26 protein-coding genes are annotated in these 19352 nt (G+C 37.7%); all 26 read left to right on the forward strand.

From position 1 onward, the window contains the following. The first annotated feature begins 34 nt into the window (after positions 1-34). The 26 genes from D1839_RS05325 (at position 35) to D1839_RS05450 (ending at position 19136) form a co-directional block, all read left to right on the forward strand. On the forward strand, positions 35-247 hold the full coding sequence (locus D1839_RS05325) for a hypothetical protein (protein ID WP_120379001.1): 213 nt from the start codon (positions 35-37) through the stop codon (positions 245-247). A gap of 11 nt (positions 248-258) precedes the next feature. Continuing rightward, positions 259-411 (forward strand): hypothetical protein, encoded by a 153-nt coding sequence (locus D1839_RS05330; protein WP_158589608.1) that lies wholly within the window; start codon positions 259-261, stop codon positions 409-411. Next, on the forward strand, positions 396-1595 hold the full coding sequence (locus tag D1839_RS05335) for an XkdF-like putative serine protease domain-containing protein (protein ID WP_120379002.1): 1200 nt from the start codon (positions 396-398) through the stop codon (positions 1593-1595). Before D1839_RS05330 ends, D1839_RS05335 begins: the two co-directional genes overlap by 16 nt. 15 nt (positions 1596-1610) lie before the next feature. Beyond that, on the forward strand, positions 1611-2540 hold the full coding sequence (locus D1839_RS05340; RefSeq protein WP_120379003.1) for a phage major capsid family protein: 930 nt from the start codon (positions 1611-1613) through the stop codon (positions 2538-2540). Between the two features lie 16 nt (positions 2541-2556). After that, positions 2557-2940: a hypothetical protein gene (locus D1839_RS05345; RefSeq protein WP_120379004.1), complete on the forward strand. Its 384-nt coding sequence runs from the start codon at positions 2557-2559 to the stop codon at positions 2938-2940. Next, positions 2940-3320, forward strand: coding sequence for a protein YqbG (yqbG, locus tag D1839_RS05350; protein WP_101933413.1), 381 nt, complete (start codon positions 2940-2942; stop codon positions 3318-3320). Before D1839_RS05345 ends, yqbG begins: the two co-directional genes overlap by 1 nt. Beyond that, positions 3317-3673 (forward strand): DUF3599 family protein, encoded by a 357-nt coding sequence (locus tag D1839_RS05355; protein ID WP_120379005.1) that lies wholly within the window; start codon positions 3317-3319, stop codon positions 3671-3673. The genes yqbG and D1839_RS05355 overlap by 4 nt, the downstream gene beginning before the upstream one ends. Continuing rightward, complete coding sequence (locus tag D1839_RS05360; protein WP_120379006.1) at positions 3670-4179, forward strand: HK97 gp10 family phage protein; 510 nt, start codon at positions 3670-3672, stop codon at positions 4177-4179. Before D1839_RS05355 ends, D1839_RS05360 begins: the two co-directional genes overlap by 4 nt. 13 nt (positions 4180-4192) lie before the next feature. Beyond that, a complete protein-coding gene (locus D1839_RS05365) occupies positions 4193-4633 on the forward strand; it encodes a phage portal protein (RefSeq protein ID WP_120379007.1) in 441 nt (146 codons plus the stop codon). Further along, on the forward strand, positions 4633-4881 hold the full coding sequence (locus tag D1839_RS05370) for a hypothetical protein (RefSeq protein ID WP_199689976.1): 249 nt from the start codon (positions 4633-4635) through the stop codon (positions 4879-4881). Before D1839_RS05365 ends, D1839_RS05370 begins: the two co-directional genes overlap by 1 nt. Before the next feature lies 1 nt (position 4882). Further along, positions 4883-6208: a phage tail sheath family protein gene (locus tag D1839_RS05375; RefSeq protein WP_120379008.1), complete on the forward strand. Its 1326-nt coding sequence runs from the start codon at positions 4883-4885 to the stop codon at positions 6206-6208. A 27-nt stretch (positions 6209-6235) separates the two neighbouring features. Then, positions 6236-6682 (forward strand): phage tail tube protein, encoded by a 447-nt coding sequence (locus D1839_RS05380; RefSeq protein WP_116277198.1) that lies wholly within the window; start codon positions 6236-6238, stop codon positions 6680-6682. 65 nt (positions 6683-6747) lie between these two features. Then, the gene (locus D1839_RS05385) at positions 6748-7197 is read left to right on the forward strand and encodes a phage tail assembly chaperone (RefSeq protein ID WP_101933419.1); all 450 of its coding nucleotides are present in this window, start codon (positions 6748-6750) and stop codon (positions 7195-7197) included. Positions 7198-7217: 20 nt separating this feature from the next. Further along, entirely contained in the window at positions 7218-7373 is a 156-nt protein-coding gene (locus tag D1839_RS05390; RefSeq protein ID WP_162985782.1) for a hypothetical protein, read from the forward strand. An 18-nt stretch (positions 7374-7391) separates the two neighbouring features. After that, a complete protein-coding gene (locus D1839_RS05395; RefSeq protein ID WP_120379009.1) occupies positions 7392-12041 on the forward strand; it encodes a transglycosylase SLT domain-containing protein in 4650 nt (1549 codons plus the stop codon). Further along, the gene (locus D1839_RS05400; RefSeq protein WP_120379010.1) at positions 12034-12699 is read left to right on the forward strand and encodes a LysM peptidoglycan-binding domain-containing protein; all 666 of its coding nucleotides are present in this window, start codon (positions 12034-12036) and stop codon (positions 12697-12699) included. Before D1839_RS05395 ends, D1839_RS05400 begins: the two co-directional genes overlap by 8 nt. Before the next feature lie 29 nt (positions 12700-12728). Beyond that, a complete protein-coding gene (locus tag D1839_RS05405) occupies positions 12729-13700 on the forward strand; it encodes an XkdQ/YqbQ family protein (RefSeq protein WP_120379011.1) in 972 nt (323 codons plus the stop codon). Then, positions 13700-14080: a DUF2577 domain-containing protein gene (locus D1839_RS05410; protein WP_120379012.1), complete on the forward strand. Its 381-nt coding sequence runs from the start codon at positions 13700-13702 to the stop codon at positions 14078-14080. Before D1839_RS05405 ends, D1839_RS05410 begins: the two co-directional genes overlap by 1 nt. Positions 14081-14091: 11 nt before the next feature. Further along, positions 14092-14502: a DUF2634 domain-containing protein gene (locus D1839_RS05415; protein ID WP_120379013.1), complete on the forward strand. Its 411-nt coding sequence runs from the start codon at positions 14092-14094 to the stop codon at positions 14500-14502. Position 14503: 1 nt separating this feature from the next. After that, positions 14504-15592: a baseplate J/gp47 family protein gene (locus D1839_RS05420; RefSeq protein ID WP_120379014.1), complete on the forward strand. Its 1089-nt coding sequence runs from the start codon at positions 14504-14506 to the stop codon at positions 15590-15592. Next, positions 15576-16163, forward strand: a complete 588-nt coding sequence (locus D1839_RS05425; RefSeq protein WP_120379015.1) for a putative phage tail protein — start codon at positions 15576-15578, stop codon at positions 16161-16163. The genes D1839_RS05420 and D1839_RS05425 overlap by 17 nt, the downstream gene beginning before the upstream one ends. After that, positions 16156-16437: a ketopantoate hydroxymethyltransferase gene (locus D1839_RS05430; protein WP_120379016.1), complete on the forward strand. Its 282-nt coding sequence runs from the start codon at positions 16156-16158 to the stop codon at positions 16435-16437. Before D1839_RS05425 ends, D1839_RS05430 begins: the two co-directional genes overlap by 8 nt. 2 nt (positions 16438-16439) lie before the next feature. Then, positions 16440-18122, forward strand: a complete 1683-nt coding sequence (locus D1839_RS20295) for a pyocin knob domain-containing protein (RefSeq protein ID WP_199689977.1) — start codon at positions 16440-16442, stop codon at positions 18120-18122. Positions 18123-18217: 95 nt separating this feature from the next. After that, positions 18218-18442, forward strand: coding sequence for a hypothetical protein (locus D1839_RS05440; protein ID WP_120379017.1), 225 nt, complete (start codon positions 18218-18220; stop codon positions 18440-18442). 97 nt (positions 18443-18539) lie between these two features. Beyond that, the gene (locus D1839_RS05445; protein WP_120379018.1) at positions 18540-18812 is read left to right on the forward strand and encodes a hypothetical protein; all 273 of its coding nucleotides are present in this window, start codon (positions 18540-18542) and stop codon (positions 18810-18812) included. Between the two features lie 60 nt (positions 18813-18872). Further along, entirely contained in the window at positions 18873-19136 is a 264-nt protein-coding gene (locus D1839_RS05450) for a phage holin (protein WP_120379019.1), read from the forward strand. Positions 19137-19352 lie beyond the last annotated feature (216 nt).

Genomic DNA, 19352 nt, shown 5'->3' on the forward strand with positions numbered 1-19352 from the left:
TTGAAGGAATTAAATAGTTAGGAGGGGAAGAATATTGACATTAAAGCAAAAGTTTATAAAAGAAGCTGGAGATTTTAAACCTAATGTCTTGGTTACTGCAGTTAAATTGCCAACAGGCGCAATTGAAGTTATCACTAACCACCAAGGCCTAAAAGAGAAAGTGGAATATTTAACTAATGCGTATGATGATGAGTTTCGTTTAGAAAGAAATCCAGATGTTAGAATTATTGGCTATATTTTAGCTTAAGGGGGGTTTTTGTGGAATATACACGTTCATTTGGTGAATATTATGAAACATATGAAGGTAAACCTAGAGATATAGCAAAACTAATTAAAGTATTGGACAAAGAAAGTTGTGCAAATCACCTAATACATCGAAAGGGGGTGAACAATAGATGCCTAGAGAATTAATTAATGCAAATATCACTCATGTGTCATATGTAGACAAAGGCGCAAATCAAAAGCAGTTCTTCTTCACTAAATCGGATAAGCAACCCGACTTTCAAAAAGAAGTGAAGCTATTTATTAATAAAGAAGATGAGGAACAACAATTGGTTTATGGTGTTGTCTATGAGCCTAATGTTGAAGATTCACACGGTGACTTTATGACTGCTGATTCCATCGAAAAAGCAGCTCACGGTTTTATCAAAGATGCTCGAAACATTGATACACAACATAATTTTGAATCGGGTGTGGGTGAAGTTGTGGAATCATATATCGCTCCTGCAGACTTTGAACTTGGAGATGAAACTATAACAAAAGGTTCATGGGTGCTTGTTACTAAAGCTAGTGATGAGATTTGGAAAGAGATAAAAAAGGGAGAAATCACTGGTTATTCGATGGCCGGCACTGCTGAAACAATTGAAAAACAGAATAAAAGACAAAATAAGAAGCCTGTTTCTAAGTCTGATGAAGGACAAGACGTGGAAATGAAAGGCTTTTTTGATGTTCTGAAAAGCTTTTTTACTGGTGATAAGGTTCAGAAAGGTGAACTTAGAGATAATTATGAACGTAATCAAAACCGGCGTAATCTTTGGTCTGCATGGGATGGTTTAGAAGAGGTTTTCTTTGGTTCTTTGTGGGATAATCCCACGGTTGGCATAACTGATTTTGAAAGGCTTGAAGAAGGCGTGAAAGAGTTTTTAGATATTCTTCAAGAAATTAAAGAATCAGGAGACATAAAAAAGGCGCTTGAAAATAAACCGGAAACCATTGCAAAAGCCGGTAAGAAAATCTCAACTGCTAACATGAACAAAATTAAAGATGCGCATGCCATGCTAGATGACTTAATAAATCAAGATGAGGAGGAAGATGAAGTGAAAAAAGAGGATATTGAAAAAATGCTTGATGAAAAGCTAAATCCGATTACCAAGCGATTAGATGATATTGAAAAAGAGGACGGTGGAGGGAACGACGATAATCTGGAAGATGATGTAATGAAACAATTTTCGGAAGTGCTTGACCAAAAGTTAGACCCGATTACTAAGCGCCTTGAGACTGTAGAAAAGGCGCGAGGGGTTTCTAATCAAGTGGACACAGAGCCAACCAATGTTCAGAAAAATGAAGGCCCATCTTATATGCGCCACTTTATTTAAGAGGAGGAAAAAATAATGAAAACTAATCAAGAAATTATTAACAAAGAAACAGCCATTGCTTCCATTAAGAAAAATATTGATATTCCAATGGCTGTTAAAGACGCAGAAGCGTTTTTGGTCGATACGATTAATAACGCCTCAACATTGCCGTCTTTATCACCTATTTATCGTGATGTTCCAGCTGGCAATCTCGATGTATTGAGTGTTGGTCGTCGTAAATTGCGCCAAGCTGGGAAGGATGACAAACCGACAGGAACTGATTCTATTGATAACCGCAAGATTCCTTATGCAGTTCGTAAAGTTCGCTGGGATGAATGGTTACAAAATGATGATGTGTTCTATTCGCAGTCAGCACGTGGGGATAACGCTGAACAAAAAGTAATTGACATGATCCAAAGCCAATTTGCTGTAGATTTACAGGATTTAATCTTTAATGGTGATACAGCTGCAACGGAAGATGCGGAATTTCTTGGTATTCTTGATGGCTTTGTAAAGAAAATGAAGCAATCTAATAACAAAACTGATTTGGCTGATCAAAAGCTCACCATTTTGGATTTTGTTAATCACATTCAGGTTCTGCCAGAACGTTATAAGAGCCATACGGATATTACATGGTTCCTTACTCAAGCAACGAATGATAAGCTTGTTTCATTGGTTTCTGAACGTCAAACTGGTTACGGTGATGCCGTGCTTCAAGACGGGAAAATTACTCGCTTGGCTGGATATCCAGTAGAAGTTGTTGCTGAAATGCAGAACGGGTTTGCTGCATTAACTCCAAAAAGCAACCTTAAGCCTGTATTTACTCGTCAATTACGCTACATCCGTACTGCTGACGGAGCGACTGCTGCAGCTAAGGATGCAACGTACCATGTTCTTTATGCTTACTTGGACGCAATTGTTCGTGAAATTCCTGCAGTAGCATGGATGACTGGTGACAATCTCTAAGAAAGGAGTGTTTTCTATGGCCAGTGTACAATATAAAGCGCCTTGGGGTGTCCTGCATATAGGCAAAGGGCGCTTTTTTTATGCCGATGAACCTGTTGAAGTTGATGACTCGGATGAATTGTTATCAAAATTCCAAGATTTAGAGATTGAGAAAGGTGATAACGACCCGACTGATACAGATGACGGCGGCGGAGGATTGGAAGAAACAGAAGAAAATAAGGATCCAGAAAACGAACCTGAAACATTCACCACATCTTCCTTGAAAAAGTTTAATGCTGTAGAGCAAAAGGCTATTATTGAGAATTTGGGTGGTAATGTTGAAGAAACAAACAATGAAGATGAGCGAATCGCTCTAATTCTGCAGTTGCAGGAAGAAAAACCAGAAGAGAGCGATAACTAATGTCTATCACTCCTGAAGATGTAAAGAATTACAGCACCTTTGAATCAGTGAAAAATCGTCCTGAAACGCAGCTCAAAATGGATATTTTAGAAGCGGTAACTTATGTTAACTCAAAAATTGAAAAGCCATTAAAGGAATATGAAAAACTTCCAGACGAATTGGAGATTGCCTTATTAAAAGTGGCTCAATTTTATGCATTGGTTAACGGCGATGAATCCATTGTGAAAGGTTATAAGTCCGAAAAGATTGGGGACTATTCTTATACTCTTTCCGATGGAAGTAGCTTGTCTATGCCAGATGTTTCTGGTTTGCTTAATGCTTTCATGTCTGCAGATGAAAAAAAGACTAATGGTGTGTTTTTGAGGATGAGAGGTATATGAGTTATGAAAAACTATTAACGCATGAATGTGATATTTACCATTTAAAAACCAAGTTTAATGATGATAGCGGTTTTGGTATCCCTGCAGAAGATAGGCAAGAAGAATATTATTACGAAGAAGTTCCAGATGTTAAAGCGACTAAGTGTTATTTTGTTTCTAAAAGCCAATCGATTGTTCAAGGTGAGCCGAACGCAGAAGTTGTAGAAGCATGGCTTGTTCATTTTTTGTTAACCGAAGATATTAGGACGAATAGCAAGGTTATATGGGATAGAGTTGCTTATAAGACCCAAAAACCACGTAAAATAAGAAACCATCATCAAGAAGTCGTGCTGATTAGGAGAGACAATCTATGAGTTTTGAAATTGAAGGCTTACAGGAATTCATTTCAGCAGTCAAAGAAGCGGCTGATGGTGTTTTTGCAGACCAATTAGGGTTATGGCTTGAAGGAATGGGGATGCAGTTTCTTGATCTTATTCAAGATGAGATTATCCGTACAGAAACGGTCGATACTCGAAGGCTATTAAACTCATTTAGCAGAAGCGATGAGGAAAATATGTGGTCCATATCAAGTGATAGATTATCGCTTGAAGTTGGTACCAATGTTAATTATGCAAGCTTTGCTAATGATGGCCATTTCACTGTTGATCCGAACTCTGGTAAGGATAGGCGTTGGGTTCCTGGTCGCTGGAAGGGTGACAGATTCGAATATGACCCGAGTGAAAGAGAAACAGGTATGCTATTAAAAATTCAATGGGTAGATGGATCTGGTTATTGGGATAATGCATTGGCTATTTTTGACAAGATGTTTGAAAAAAGTTTAGACAGATTGCTTCAGAAGTGGCTTGATTCACATTTTTAAGGGGGGTGATTGGTTGAATCCAGAAATAGGTTCTATTATGGGATTCTTTTATAAGGTGTTTCCGGTGAAGATTTACGAATTGGAAGTACCGACAGATTTTGTGGTACCATCCATGTATTTCCCATCCCCACGTGTTTTTGATGGCAATGATAGTAATCAAACATACATGAAAACTTATAACTTATCTATTAAGTTATTTCATCATGATTCAAAACAAGCTTACAGAGAAGCAGAGAATATTGCTGAGAAGATAAATGGTAATCGAAATGTTATACCTCTTTTAGACATTAAAGGATTAGAAACGGGCGATTATATCCGTTTTACAAGGGTAGAGGTAAGAATCGGAGATAGAGGGGTGGCCAACATCATTCTGCATTGGGATAGTCGCTATTATTATCATCAACCAGAGATCCCAGCTATCCAATATCTAGAATTTGAAAGTGGGGTGAAGTAATGAGTGCTGCAAAACAGCAACAGAATAAGCAGGCAGAAGTGAAAAAAGAAACATCCGCCTCTGTCACTTCAACAGCTTACAAGGAACCAGAATTTTCTTTGACTGAATTAAGAAAGCACAGTCGCAAACTATTCGGTGTAAAGCCAGAGGTTTTCGATGGTGCTTTTTTTAATACAAAAAAACACACATCAACAAAACGAGAAGCGGAGAAGTTGATTCAAAGCTATCTTAAAAGGGAGGTAAAGTAATATGAATGGTGGAACATTTACGCCTGGCGTTGAAAAAGTACGTCCCGGCATTTATTTTAATTTTCAGATGAAAGCAAATGAACGAATCTCTACAGGTGATCGTGGTAGAGTAGCCCTCCCTTTAGTCCTTGGGTGGGGAAAATCAAAAGAAATGATTGAAATTAGCGGTGAAAATGATGCAAGAGAACGCCTAGGGGTGGATATATCAGACCCTACCATGGGCTTGCTTCGTGAGGCCAAAAAGAAAAGTGCTACAGTGCTTGTTTATCGTGTGAATGAAGGAGAAAAAGCAACCGCTACATTGGGTGAATCGCAAAAGGTTACTGCTGCTTATGGTGGTATCAAAGGCAATGAGTTGCATGTTGTTGTGGAACCTAACGTGCTCGATGAGACTAAAAAGGATGTAAAAACATTCTTTGGTCTACGTGAAGTTGATAAGCAGGTAGTTTCTTCATTCGACGAATTGCAATCTAATGACTTTGTTGTATTTGAGGGTGCTGGTGTCTTAGAAGATACTGCAGGTACAAATCTAACAGGTGGATCAAATGGAACGATTACGAGTGAAGATTACATTGATTTTATCAGTGCTGCTGAATCAGAGTATTTCGATACTATTGGGTTACCAGTAGATGATGAAGCAATAAAGACTACTTTTGTATCTTTCATTCGCCGTCTGCGCGACGAGCAAGGTGTTAAGGTGCAAGGTGTTTTGCCAAATTATCCAGGGAACTATGAAGGAATTATTAATGTTACCAATGCGGTAGTATTAACAGATCGCGAATTGACTGTTCCGGAAACAGTAGCATGGGTTGCAGGAGCAAGTGCTGGAGCTACTCTGCAACAGTCGCTTACTTTTATGGAGTACGAGGGAGCAGTTGATGTTAAACCACGCTTTGACAACGATCAAATAGAGCAGCGACTTCAAAGAGGAGAATTCTTGTTCACTTTTAATCCGCGAGATAAGAGCGTAACAGTTGAACAAGATATTAACTCGATTACAGGCACAAGCAAGATGCGGAAAAACAAAATTGTACGTATTCTCGATGCGATTAATAACGATATTACTCGCAGTTTAAAAGAAGCTATTAAAAATCGAAAAAATATTGGACAAGATATTCCGGCTAACGGAGATGGAGTACAAATTGTACAAGCAGCAATTTCTATTTACTTGAATGAATTGCAAGAGAACAATATTATTCAGAATTTCGACCCTAGTGAGGACATTATAATCAAGTTGACTTCTGCAGGGGATGGAATTGCTACCCAAATTGGAGTACAACCTGTCGATAGCGCAGAGAAGTTTTATTTTACAGTCGTTGCCGAATAGTCAATTTTTTAAAAAGGAGTGAATCACATGGGATTACGATCTAGAGACGTTATAAGCGGAAAAGAAGGCCGCTTGTTCTTAGAAGGAGAAGAAATGGCTCATATCAAATCATTTGAAGCAAATGTTGAAAAAAATAAAGAAGAAGTGCCAATTATGGGACGCCGTATGATGGGGCATAAAACAAATGGCGCTAGTGGATCAGGAACAATGACTTTGCATAAAGTTACATCTCAAATGGTTAAAATCATGATTAATTATGTGAAAACAGGTGTGGATCCGTATTTTACGTTGCAAGCAGTACTTGATGATAAAACATCCGGAAGAGGTACGGAGCGAGTTACTCTGTATGAAGTAAACTTTGATAGTGCTAAGGTTGCTGGACTTGACGTGGAGGCAGCTGCATTGGAAGAAGAAGTACCATTTACTTTTGAGGATGTTGACTTACCAGAGGAACTGAAGTCTACATTCGATTAATCAAAGAGCGATGCATATCGCTCTTTTTTCTTACTTAATAAAAACTATAAAGGGAGAGATATAAATTGGCTGAAAATCAAGAACAAGTATTAGATTTATCATTCTTTATGCCGGGCAAAGCAGAAGTTGTAGAGGAGGTAAAGGCACCGATTTCTACACGCTTTAAGGATAAGGCAGGAAATTTAATTCCATTTGTTTTTAAACCCATTTCTACTGAAAGAGTAGATGAAATTGAAAAAATGAGTATGAGGAACATTGTACGGAAAAATCGCGTTGTTGGTAAAGAAGTAGATCAATCTAGATTTATGGCTAGGATTGCAGTAGAAACAACTGTGTATCCAAATTTTAAAGCTGAAGAACTACGTAAGGCCTATAAAACGGAAGACCCAGTAGAGGTTGCCAAAAAGGTTCTTCATGTTGCTGGAGAATATTCGGAATGGATTTCAAAAGTGTCAGATGTAAATGGTTTTGACCAGTCTGTTGAAGATTTGGAAGAAACAGCAAAAAACTTATAAGAGATGGGGATAAAGATGCAGTGTTCTTGCATTATGCTTTACATGAATTGCATTACTCTCCGTCTGAATTAGTTGAAATGTACGAGTTGCCAAGGGAGTTCAAGGCATTTATGTACGGATCCATTTCTTTGCACTTGGAAGAGCGAGCGAAAGAAGCCGGAAAGAATAAACAATAAGAAAGGGGTGACTATGGAATGGCGAAGTTAACGGCTCGTTTTGATATGCAAGATAAGATATCCAAAAAGTTGAGAGCATTACAAGGAAATTTGGAAGGCATTGAAAAGTATAGGCGAAGTTTAGAAAAGCCAATGATTCTAAAAGCGAGAGATGAAGCAACAAAGAAGATGAAAAGCATAACCTCTTATGCTGATAAGCATATGGTGAAAAAGCGGTCCATTACTATTGAAATGGCAGATAAATTTACTAAACCTGCTAAAGGTATAAATAGATATCTGGAACGTAGAATGCCTAAAAGTTGGGCAATTGCAATCGAAGCGAAAAACAAAACAAAGACTGTTATGGAGAATGTGAAACGGTATTTAAACCGACATTTAGCTAAGCCAAGATATCTTCTTGTTGAAGCGAGAGACAGGGCTACTAGTGTAATTCATCGTATTTCAAACTATGCACGTCGTTCTTTGGGAAAAGGCTATAACTATTCTGTCCGCGCTATTGACATTGCGAGCAAAACGGTCGGGCGTATCGCTGCATATACACGGACAGCTTTGCCTGCATATCGAAATTTCACCATTAGAGCAATAGATCGGGCTACTAATGTTATAGGCTCTGTTAAAAATGCTTTATTTTCTATTCCGTCTATGATAACTGTTGGTATCTCGATGCTCGGTGGAAAACAATTCTTAGATTCCACATTAGGAGCCGCAGCAAGGATGGAACTTTCTCAAGTACAGGTTACAAGTCTTTTTGGTAAGAATCAAAAAGCAGCGAAAGAGTTTTTTGGTTTTCTAAACAATGCTGGTGCAAATTCCATGTTTAGTCAAGAAGATTTTTTTGGATCCGGGAGAGCGTTCGTTCCGTTAACAAAGAACTTAAAAGAATTGAAATATGCTGTTGATATTACAGAAAGGTTAGCTGCGTCTAACCCGGCAGAAGGAATGGAAGGTGCTTCTTTCTCTATACGTGAAGCTTTATCAGGAGATATAGTGAGTTTGGCTGAGAGGTTTAACTTACCAAAAACTATGCTTAAATCAATAAAAAATGCTCCATCTCTACAGAAAAAATTAGAGGCGGTTGACAAAGTTATAACCAATATGGGATATAGTCAGGAGTACTTGGAAAAAGTTAATGGAACTGGTTATGTGCGTTGGCAAAAATTGCTTGATACAACAAAATTGAAGTTCACAGAATTTGGAAAAGAAGGGTTAGCTGCCGCCAAGCCTTTAATTGAAAATTTGAATCGTATTGTTGAAGGAAAAGGTTTTGAACAATTTGGTCAATTTATAAGTGATGGAATTACTTGGAGTGTAAAAAAAGCTAATAATTCTCTTGAAAAACTTGAAAAATATTTTAAAAATCCTGATTTTAAAAAGCTCGACTTTGTAGGAAAAGTTAAATTCATCATGGATGATTTAGGTGCATGGTGGGATAAAACAGGGCGTACATGGTTAGCAGATGTAAGCAAAGATGTTGGCGCTGCGATCTTTGATGGGATGGTTTGGGGCATTAAAGAAGGAATAAAAGGCATTGGTTCCATGTGGGCGGATGCGTTTAAAAACCCAAGTTTGGAAGGTTTTGCTGGCGCAGGTATAGCAACAGTGATTGCGGCATCAATTGCTTCTTTGGTCCTTACGCCATTAATGACTGGTATTAAAGGTGTTGGAAAGGTAGCAGGCGGCATTTGGAAAACTGGTAAAAAAGTATCTGGGTGGTTTAAGAAAGGTAAAGGACCAAAACCTCCATCAAGTAGTGGAAGATTGAAAAAAGCAGCAACATCAAGGAAGAAGCCTGTTTATACTCAACCATGGTTTGAGAAAGGGAAGAAGCCTGAATTAAATAGACCTAATAAGAAACCTTCTGTATTCTCCAAAATACCTAAAGGGTTCGGAAAAGGTGCTTCTAATATAGCTAGATTTGGAAAGAAAATTCCTGTACTAGGGGCGGTTTTAGGAGGTCTATCCATTTTAACGGCTCCTAAAGGAAAGAAAGCGGAAGCTGCTGGTGGATTAGGTGGTGGACTTGGCGGTGCGGCTACAGGTGCTGCAATCGGGTCTGTTGTTCCAGGAGTCGGTACGGCAATTGGAGGAGTTCTCGGTGGTGTTGCTGGTTCATTTGGTGGAGAAGCACTAGGTGGTTGGCTCGGTGATAACTGGGATACTATTAAAACAAAAGCTGGAGAAGCAGCGGAATCTGTTGGAATTTCATTTAATAAAACAAAAGAAAAAATAGCTAGCACTTTGTTTAGTGGAGATTGGTGGAGTGAGAAATGGGAAGGTGTTAAGGGCTGGACAGCGGAAAAATGGACCAATGCTAATGAAACATGGAATATAGTTAAAGAAACCATTTCAAGTACTATATTTAATGGCGATTGGTGGTCTGAAAAATGGAATGGCGTAAAAGAGACCGCCACCTCAACCATTTTTAGTGCTAGTTGGTGGGCAGAACAAGCGGGCTACGTCTACGGTTACTTAGAATCGACCCTATTTAGCGGTGACTGGTGGTCGGAGAAATGGCAGGCAGTTAAAGAATTGACTGCTGGTACTATGTTTAGTGGTGAGTGGTGGCAAGGTAAATGGGAGTCAGTTAAAACATGGACGGCTGAAAAGTGGGATTCTGCTGTTTCTATTTGGAACTCCGTCAAGAACAAGTTTTCCGAAACGGTTTTTAGTAGCGACTGGTGGCTTAGTAAATGGGAATCCGTAAAAGGATGGACACAAACCAAATGGGACTCTGCTCAAGTCGTTTGGAGTTCAGTTAAAACAAAAATGAAAGACACCCTATTTAGTAGTGAATGGTGGAAAGGTAAGTGGCAATCAGTTAAGGATTGGACGAGTAATAAATGGGATACATTCACAACTGTTTGGAATGCCGCGAAGAATAAAATAAGCGAAACTCTATTTAGTAAGGACTGGTGGAGTGGAAAGTGGAACACTGTTAAAGGTTGGGCTGCAAATGCTTGGGGAGATATTAAGGGCATGGCTAACGACTTGGGTGAGTCCTTTAATAAAGGACGCCAAAAAGCAAATCCTAAAACCGTTAGTAATCACAGGACTCGCACTACTTCGGTCAGGATGAAACAAGCACCTGAATATGCAAACGGTGGATACATTAATAGACCTCATCTTGGTTTAGTCGGTGAAGCTGGTCCAGAAATGATTATTCCATTATCTCCAAATAGAAGAGATCGAGCAATGGATTTGTACAATCAAACGGGAAAAATGCTGGGTGTTCGTCCATATGCAAATGGAGGTCAAGTTGGCGTTTCGGTGAAAACTCCTGACTCTCAAAGGCTTCAGGCTTCTGTCAATGTTGACTCTGTTTCTGTTCATGGAATGGACAAAGAAGCTAAATTGTACGGTGAATCATTCACCAATGCAGTTGCTACAGGAATAAACGGCAACGTTGTTCCTATCAGCACTTGGAAGAAAAATAATATAGAAACCCCAATGCAAGGCGTGATTAAACAAGCTGTTGGCTATGGCGCTAACACCGTCACGTCATTTTCTGCTGGTCAAAATGCGACACCAACCAATACAACAGCTTATCTAAACAGACAGGTGAAAACTCCTTTTAAAGTAATAGAAGGTGGAGCTTCGCAATGGGGAACAGGTACAGTTGCTGGGTTTAGAGCTGGTCAAAATGCAACACAAACTGGAACAAAACCCTATTTAATCACTAATGTTCATACTCCTTTTAATGAAACAAAAGCAAAAGGAAGTAGTTGGGGCTCAGGTACAGCAGCTGAATTTATATCTGGCATAAGGTCAAAAGGCGGACAAGTTAGAGAAGCTGCAAAGTATTTAGCCAAACAAGTAGAAAGAACATTTAAACAAGAGTTAGGTATCCATTCTCCTTCAAGGGTTATGGAAAGACTAGGTGAATTTACTTCCCTTGGTATTGTAAAAGGGCTAGGAGCTGTTGACGTCAAGAAGTTTGCCGAAAAACAGGCAGGATCTCTTGCTGCGGCATTTGCTGGAATGGGGTCTATTGGTGGAAACATTAGTGAGTGGATTCAAGCAGCTATGATGATTACAGGTGTTCCGTCGTCTTGGCTTGCACCATTAAGCGTTATCGCCAAGAAGGAATCTGGTGGTAATCCAAAGGCGCAAAATAACTGGGATATTAATGCAAAGCGCGGTATACCTTCGAAGGGCCTTATGCAAACAATAGGACCAACCTTCAACGCGTTTAAGGGGAAAGGATTAAACGATATTTTTAACCCTGTCCATAACGCTGTAGCTGCAATAAACTACATTAAAAGCAGATACGGTAACGTATTTAATGTTCCTGGGATAAAATCTATGGCTTCCGGTGGTGCTTATCGTGGTTATTGGAAAGGAACAAAAGGACCTTTGAGAAGTGCAGAAACAGCTTGGGTAGGTGAACGTGGTCCTGAGCTTGTTAATTTACCAAGAGGTTCAGAAGTTCTATCGCATAGAGAAAGCAAACGAGTGGCATCTAATCAAGTATCAGCTGCTATTGGAACAAGAAGTAAAAATTCCACGTCAGCTGGTAGAATTCGGGATATCATTATTCAAATTACTGGTGACAATCATTTTAATGGTGATTCCGACATGGATAAATTAACAAGTAAAGTTAAACGAGTCATCGAGGAATTACTTGATGAAGAATACAATGAGGGGGGAGAACTGGTAGTTTATGACTAAAAGTATTTATGAAATATGGATATCAACAGCTGATAATAAGGATAGGTTAAGATTACCAGTACTTCCGTCATCTCTTTCTTTATCTATTGGAAATAAAAATGAAGCCATTGATATATCTAATTTAGGTGAGGTAACTGTCATTCAGGATCCTGCGCCTAAAAAGATTCAATTGTCATCATTTTTTCCTAAGCACCAAACACCAATAGTAGAATATAACATCTTCCCAACTCCTTGGGAAAACGTTCAAACAATTGATAGATGGCAAAAGTCAAAGAAACCACTTCGTTTAGTAGTGACCAAGACGAAAATTAACGTTCCGGTATCTATTGAAAACTTTAATTACCGAGAAGAAGGCGGATCGGTCGAGGACATCTATTATGATCTTACTTTAAAAGAATATAAGTTTGTATCTGTTCGAAAAATTAAAGTCAAAGTACCGAAGAAGCCAAAAAGACCTAATCCAAGGCCTAAACCAAGAAGCCATACTGTTAGGCGTGGAGATACCTTGTGGGATTTATCTAGAAAATATTATGGTAACAGCCTAAAGTGGCGAAAGATATGGAATGCTAATAAATCCATGATGGTGAAACGGGATAAAAGGAACCTTAGACAACCAGGCCACTGGATTTATCCCGGCCAACGGCTACGCATTCCTTGATAAATCCTTGTAAAGAAGGTGTTTATGTTGTGATTGAACTATTTTTAGTGAAAACAGGGGAAATGGTAGAAATACCTACTCAATCCATTACGTGGTCTGGTCAAAGGTATAAAGCAGCAAGAAAAATAATGGCCAGCATTCTTTATACAGATAAAGGCGGTTTACAATATACAGAAATTGAAGAAGGAAATACGGTTCTTTTTAAATGGAAAGGAAAAGAATTATTTCGAGGAACTGTTTTTAGCAAGAACAAATCCAAAAGTGGACTATTAAATTTAGTGGCATATGATATGTTGCAGTATTTACTGGTTAATAAAGATGTGTATGTATTCAATAATCGACGTGCAGATCAAATTATTAGCCGTATTTGTCGCGACTTTCAAATACCATATCGTGTGGTTTCAAATACAGGAGTAGTTTTAAACGAGGTTCATACAAATGAAACGACATTGTATGATATTGCTTTAAGAGCTTTAGTTAATACTGAAAAGCAAAGCGGAAAACGGTATAATCTCTATTCCGAGAAAGGAAAACTTATACTAAGTGAACAAAAAATTTCTAGTAATCAATGGGTATTGGAAACAGGGGTAAACTTAATTGATTATAATTATGCTACTTCTATTGAGGAAACAGCTACCCAAGTTAAATTGGTTAGTGGAGATGATAATAGAACTATTTCCGTGACTGTATCAGATAAAAGTGGTCGTAAAAAATTTGGGGTGCTGCAGCATTTTGAAAGAGTTACGGACAAAATCAATCGAGCGCAGTTAAATACTCGAGCCGGTAGCCTTCTTAATGAGAAAAAGGGTATTCAAAAGAATCTAGAAGTTACTGCAATAGGAATACCTGAAATAATCAGTGGACAGCCAATTTATGTAGTAGAAAATGAAATAGGTGTGAAGGGTACTCGTTTTGTTGATACTGACACACATTATTTTAAAGGTGATTATCACGATATGAAATTGAAATTAATTCAAAGAAATACAAGGGCGGTATTGTGATGAGTATAGGGCAAACGATTAAAAAGATGGCAAAAGAAGCTGTAGATGCAAGTAAACCATTGCAATTCGTTGAAGGTGTTATTCATTCTACATCACCAGTTCAATTACGTTTGAAGCAAAATGATAAATTAATTATTCCTAGCGATTTTATTCATGTCGCTCGACATCTAACCCAGCATACAAGAACTGCAACAATATCGACAGGAAGTGTAGGAGAAAAAATGACCTTAGCGGGAGATCCTGAACATGCGCACAACATTCATTCAGTTACACTTAACCATGCAACGATTCAGTTCTCCAATGCTTTGCAAACAGGTGATAAGGTGATGGTTGCTGTTATTCAAGGAGGGCAATCATTTTTTATTATTGATAAATTCTAGGTGGTGAAAAAATGCTGTCACCAGAACTTGATTTTGAAGATTTTACAGAAGATGAATTGAAAGAGGAGACATCACGTACTTATCGTATTGATTTTGAAAAAGGGGAAGTAACGAATGAAATAATATATGGATTAGAAGCTATACAACAATACATTTATATGGCCTTACGTACTCCTAGATTTGCACACTCTATCTATTCAGATGAGATTGGTTCAGAAATAGATGAATTGCTATCAGATAAAGAAGTCAGCGTTGATTTCATTGAAATGGAGATTCCTAGACTTGTAGAAGAAGCGCTCATCTATGATGAACGAATAAATAGTGTTGGAGATTTTGAACTAAAAAGAATCGGAGAAGGAATACATGTTAAATTTACAGTTACCTCCATCGATGGAGAAATAGAAGTAGAGGAGGTGCTTTAGTTTGGAAGAAGAACAAAGCTATGAAGCTATACTAGAGCGCATGCTTGAACGTGTTCCTGCTGATATAGATAAGCGCGAAAATAGTGTGATATGGAATGCTCTTGCTCCTGCAGCAGCTGAACTTGCGATGAGTTATATTTGGATGAATCAAATACCAACTTTAGCATTTTTAGATACTGCAGAAGGAGAATATCTCGAAAGACGTACAGCGGAATTTGGGATTAATAGAAAGCGAGCAACAGCAGCAGTAAAAAGAGGGTTCTTCTATGGAGAAAACGACACGCCTTTTGAAATACCAATAGGAAGTCGTTTTTTTATTGATGATTTGCACTATATGGCAACAGAAAGGATATCTGCAGGGCAATTTTCATTAACTTGTGAAGAATTGGGAGTGAAAGGAAACCTACCGAGTGGTGCTCTTTTATCATTAAACACTATTCCTGGGTTAGAGCGTGCCATCATGACAGACATCATTGCAGCTGGTGAAGATGAAGAATCCGATGAATCATTAAGAACGCGTCATTATCAAATGGTTAATGAACCTGCATTTGGTGGGAATATAGCTGATTACCGTCATAAAATTAATTCAATAACAGGAGTCGGTGGAACGAAAGTTTTCCCTACTTGGAATGGTGGTGGTACAGTAAAATGCGTGTTTATTGGTGCAGATTACTTAAAGCCATCAAAAGAACTGGTCTCATCTATTCAGGAAACTATGGATCCAGAAGTAAATAAAGGACAAGGAATAGGTGTTGCTCCAATTGGGCATGTAGTGACCATTGAGGCAGTAGAAGAGACTCCAATAGAAATTCAAGCTTCTTTGGCGCTAGAACGTGGTGTGTCAGTGCGAAGTGTAGAAGATAACATCAAAGAAATTTGCGAGAAATATATGAATGATTTACGAAAAACATGGGAGAATGAACCAAATTTAGTAGTTAGGACAAGCCAAATTGAAGCAAGAATATTAAATGTATCAGGTGTGCTAGATGTTTCAGATACACTTTTAAATGGACAGGATGCGAATATTGAGATTGTATCTGTGAATATTCCAATGCTAGAAGGGGTGTTTCTATATGAATCGACTTCTTAGCCGTCTTCCTGATCTATTACATGGTATTCGAGAGTTCCAGGCATTAACTGAAACAGAAAAATTTGAGTTTAATCAACTAGCTGAGAACATAGATAAAACATTAGATGATCAGTTTATTGAGACAGCTACATTAAAAGCCATTGAGCGTCGGGAGAAAATGCTTAACATTATTGCGGACCCATCTACCGAATCATTAGAGAATAGAAGAATAAGAATATTGAATCGCTATCAAACAAAGCCACCATTTACAAAACGCTATTTACAGCAACAATTAGATACTTTACTTGGAGTCGGAAGGTCGCATGTAACCGTTAATCCAGAGGAGTTTATTTTAACTGTAACAACTAGCATTGACGATGCTTTTCTGTTTCGGGAAATGGAGTATACGATAAATACCGTTAAACCAGCTAATATACTTTATCAACAAGAAACTTCAATTATAGAACTGTTATTAATAAAAGAAACAGGTAAAAAACAAGTTTTAACTCGAAATACAAGGCTTGGAACAACATGGAAATTAGGCAGTACCCCATGGGCTGATAGGGAAAATGAGGTGGTCATTTTTGATTAAGCAACCTTTTATAAACGATGTAGCAAGATATATTGAACAACAAATAACAAGTGTCAGACTAAATAACTCGTATATAATCAATAGTTTTGTTGTTAAAGAAGTACAGGGCTGTTGTGTATCCATGGAAATATTAGTGAAACATGGAAGTATTGACACGATTACGATAATTGATCTTTTGAATGAAGATGGTGAAGTTATAAGTACAAATGACGTAGTTGTACCGATTACTTCAGATACCGTCATACTACAATCATTTGAAGTGAGGGAGGGGTAGAATTGGTTTTTGACAAAAAGTCATGGGAATTTGATGATGTTGTTACTGAGGATGATGCAAATCGATGGGAAAGCGGTATTGATGATGCACATAAAACAATAGGAGAGCACGCTGACAACAAAGAAAACCCACATGGGGTAACGAAGAATCAAGTAGGACTTGGGAATGTTGATAATTATGGAACATCTACTCAGTCACAAGCAGAAACTGGTAGCCATAATCACAGTTTCATGACACCATTACGTACAAAACAAGCTATTGACAAGCTAGCTCCTACTCCTTCAAAAGCAGATATAGGACTTGGAGATGTTGATAATATAAAACAAGCATCGAAAGTTGAATTTGATTCTCATGTCAACAATACTAGTAATCCTCACAATGTAACCAAAGAACAAGTAGGCTTAAGCAATGTTGATAACGTAAAGCAAATGCCATTGAGGACGACAAGATTTAATGGCGTAGATTTAAATAATTTTAAAGACCCTGGCGTATATGCTCTTGGAGAAAATATTGAAAACTCTCCTTCTAGATATTGCACTTTAACCGTTTTTACTTCTTATTCTGATAGGATAGTACAAATGATAACTGATGCGGGAGGTAACGAAATATTTTATAGATCTTGGAAGTCTACTGTTTGGTCCAATTGGCTTACAATTGCTTCGACTGACAAAGTGACGAGTGAATTTATAAATATTATTGAATATAGAGATGGCTCCATACCTCCAAATATGTATCCTAAAGGAATTACTATTTTTGAGTTTTCAGATGGATTAAATAATGGATTCCCTGTTGGTTATGGTACAGTAACAACAATAAAGAATCACAATACTAGGGCTTTCCAAATATGCCATGGAAAAGATATTGGTTTATATACTAGAGGTGTAGATACTCAAGGAGATAGATTTTTAGATTGGGTAAAGATAGAAACAGAAAGAGGTTCTGAAATAAAAATAGACGCATTGCAAGTATGGATAGAAAGTTTTGGTATAGGCTCTAATGCTCGATCTGCAAATTTTGATACTGTTAATAAAACAGGATTTTATGGTTTTACAGGTGGAACAAAGCCATTTAGTACAGGCAAGGCATTTTATGGTTATCACTTTCAAAGAAGTAGTGATTATGCTTCACAATTTGCGATAACTAGTGATGGATATAGAGCTTTCTATAGGGGGAAAACAACTAGTGGTTGGAATAAATGGCATGAGATTGTTACCAAAGAAGGACTGCAAGAAATTGAGTATGAATTAGAAGAAGCAAATACGATCATAAATGGTGGCTTGAAACTATCCGATGGGATTTTTGAAGGTGGGCTTGAGCCATCTTTTGCAACAGCTAATTATATAGGTTTATCAAGTGGAAATGCGATTATAGGTGGTCTCCCTTATTATTACGAAGAAAATAATATTAGTCACGATGTATCAGGAGTAAGAGATGGCAAAATGTATAGATATGTTGTCCAGTTGGATTTGATGACAGGCAATATTAAGGTAGTGAAAAAAGAAGAACACGGCAAATACCCTCCCCTAATTAGGAATACGGAGGTATATGAATTGTCAATAGCTACTGTTGAGTCGGATCCGGATCGATATATGGCATACAAAATCACAGACACAAGACAGGATGAAACTGTGTGCGGATTTGTAAAACCATTAAATAAAAATTCACCAGTAGCACCGCAGGAATAATGTTTGATGAGGGGGTGTAAACATGGCTCAAAATAAGTTAACGCCTATACGAATACTATCACAATACTTAAATTTGCTAGGAGAAATCGATAACTATGAATCTTTGCAATATCCACGCTCTTTCCATTCGTTTGTTAGTAGAGAACAGGGAACTAGATCTGGAACGATATAAATTATATGCTGACAAAATAAGGAATTGGTTAAACGAGGATTTGTCTCCAACAGTAAGAGAGGGGTTAAAGTACAAATTGGATTCTTTAGAAAGTCTAAAGGAAGAAATCGATAGCGAAATAAATAATTTAAAGATGGATATTGAATAGGGTGAATTTATCTTAAACAAGTTAAGTGAATAATTTTATAAAATCTCAAAGCATCTCAAACGAGGTGCTTTTTTATGTCTTATGCAGGGAGGTAAACATGACAGTAGAACTTGGCATTGTAGTAGCTATTTTAGGGCTTGTGGTAAGTTATTTAGGCTATCAGCTAAACAAGTCCAAATCAATTAAAACTGATACAAGAGATACTGCAGAAGTTCGTTCAGAACTTGGGTATATACGCAAAGGAGTTGATGATATAAGAATAGATTTAAAAGCCAACGAGAAAAACATTGCTCATTTATCAGAAAGAGTTACCAGAGTAGAAGAAAGTAGCAAGCAGGCTCATAAAAGAATTGACAATATGGAGAGTTAAGCGTCTAGTCCAAACGGGCAAGTCGTTTTTTTAATATTTTATACCAAGGAGGATTTTTCTATGAAAATCAATTGGAAAGTAAGATTACAAAAAAAATCATTTTGGATTGCGTTAGTATCTGCAGTTATTCTATTGGCTCAAATTGTGGGTGAGTGGTTTGGTTATACTCTTGCTGCAGACTTAATTAACGCAGAAGCAACCAAGTTTATTAATGCTGTATTTGGCGTGTTGGTTATTTTAGGTATTGTAAATGATCCTACTACCAAAGGATTAAGCGATAGTAAGCAAGCTAGGCACTACAAAAAGCCTAGAGACGATGCTTAATAAGGTAAACAAACGTTGATTAAGGCGCTCATACGGGTGCCTTTTTTATATTACAGAAAATAAAAGGAGAGGTTTAATAATGGCAAAAGTAGCTATTGACGCAGGACATGGAATGCATACACCGGGGAAAAGAAGCCCAGCTGACGAAAGAGAATGGTCATTTAATAATAAAGTAGTAACTGCAGCTGTAAGATATTTAAAAGAATATGGCATCAA

This window comes from Roseburia sp. 1XD42-34 (assembly GCF_009917385.1).
Lineage (GTDB): Bacteria > Bacillota > Bacilli > Bacillales > Amphibacillaceae > Virgibacillus.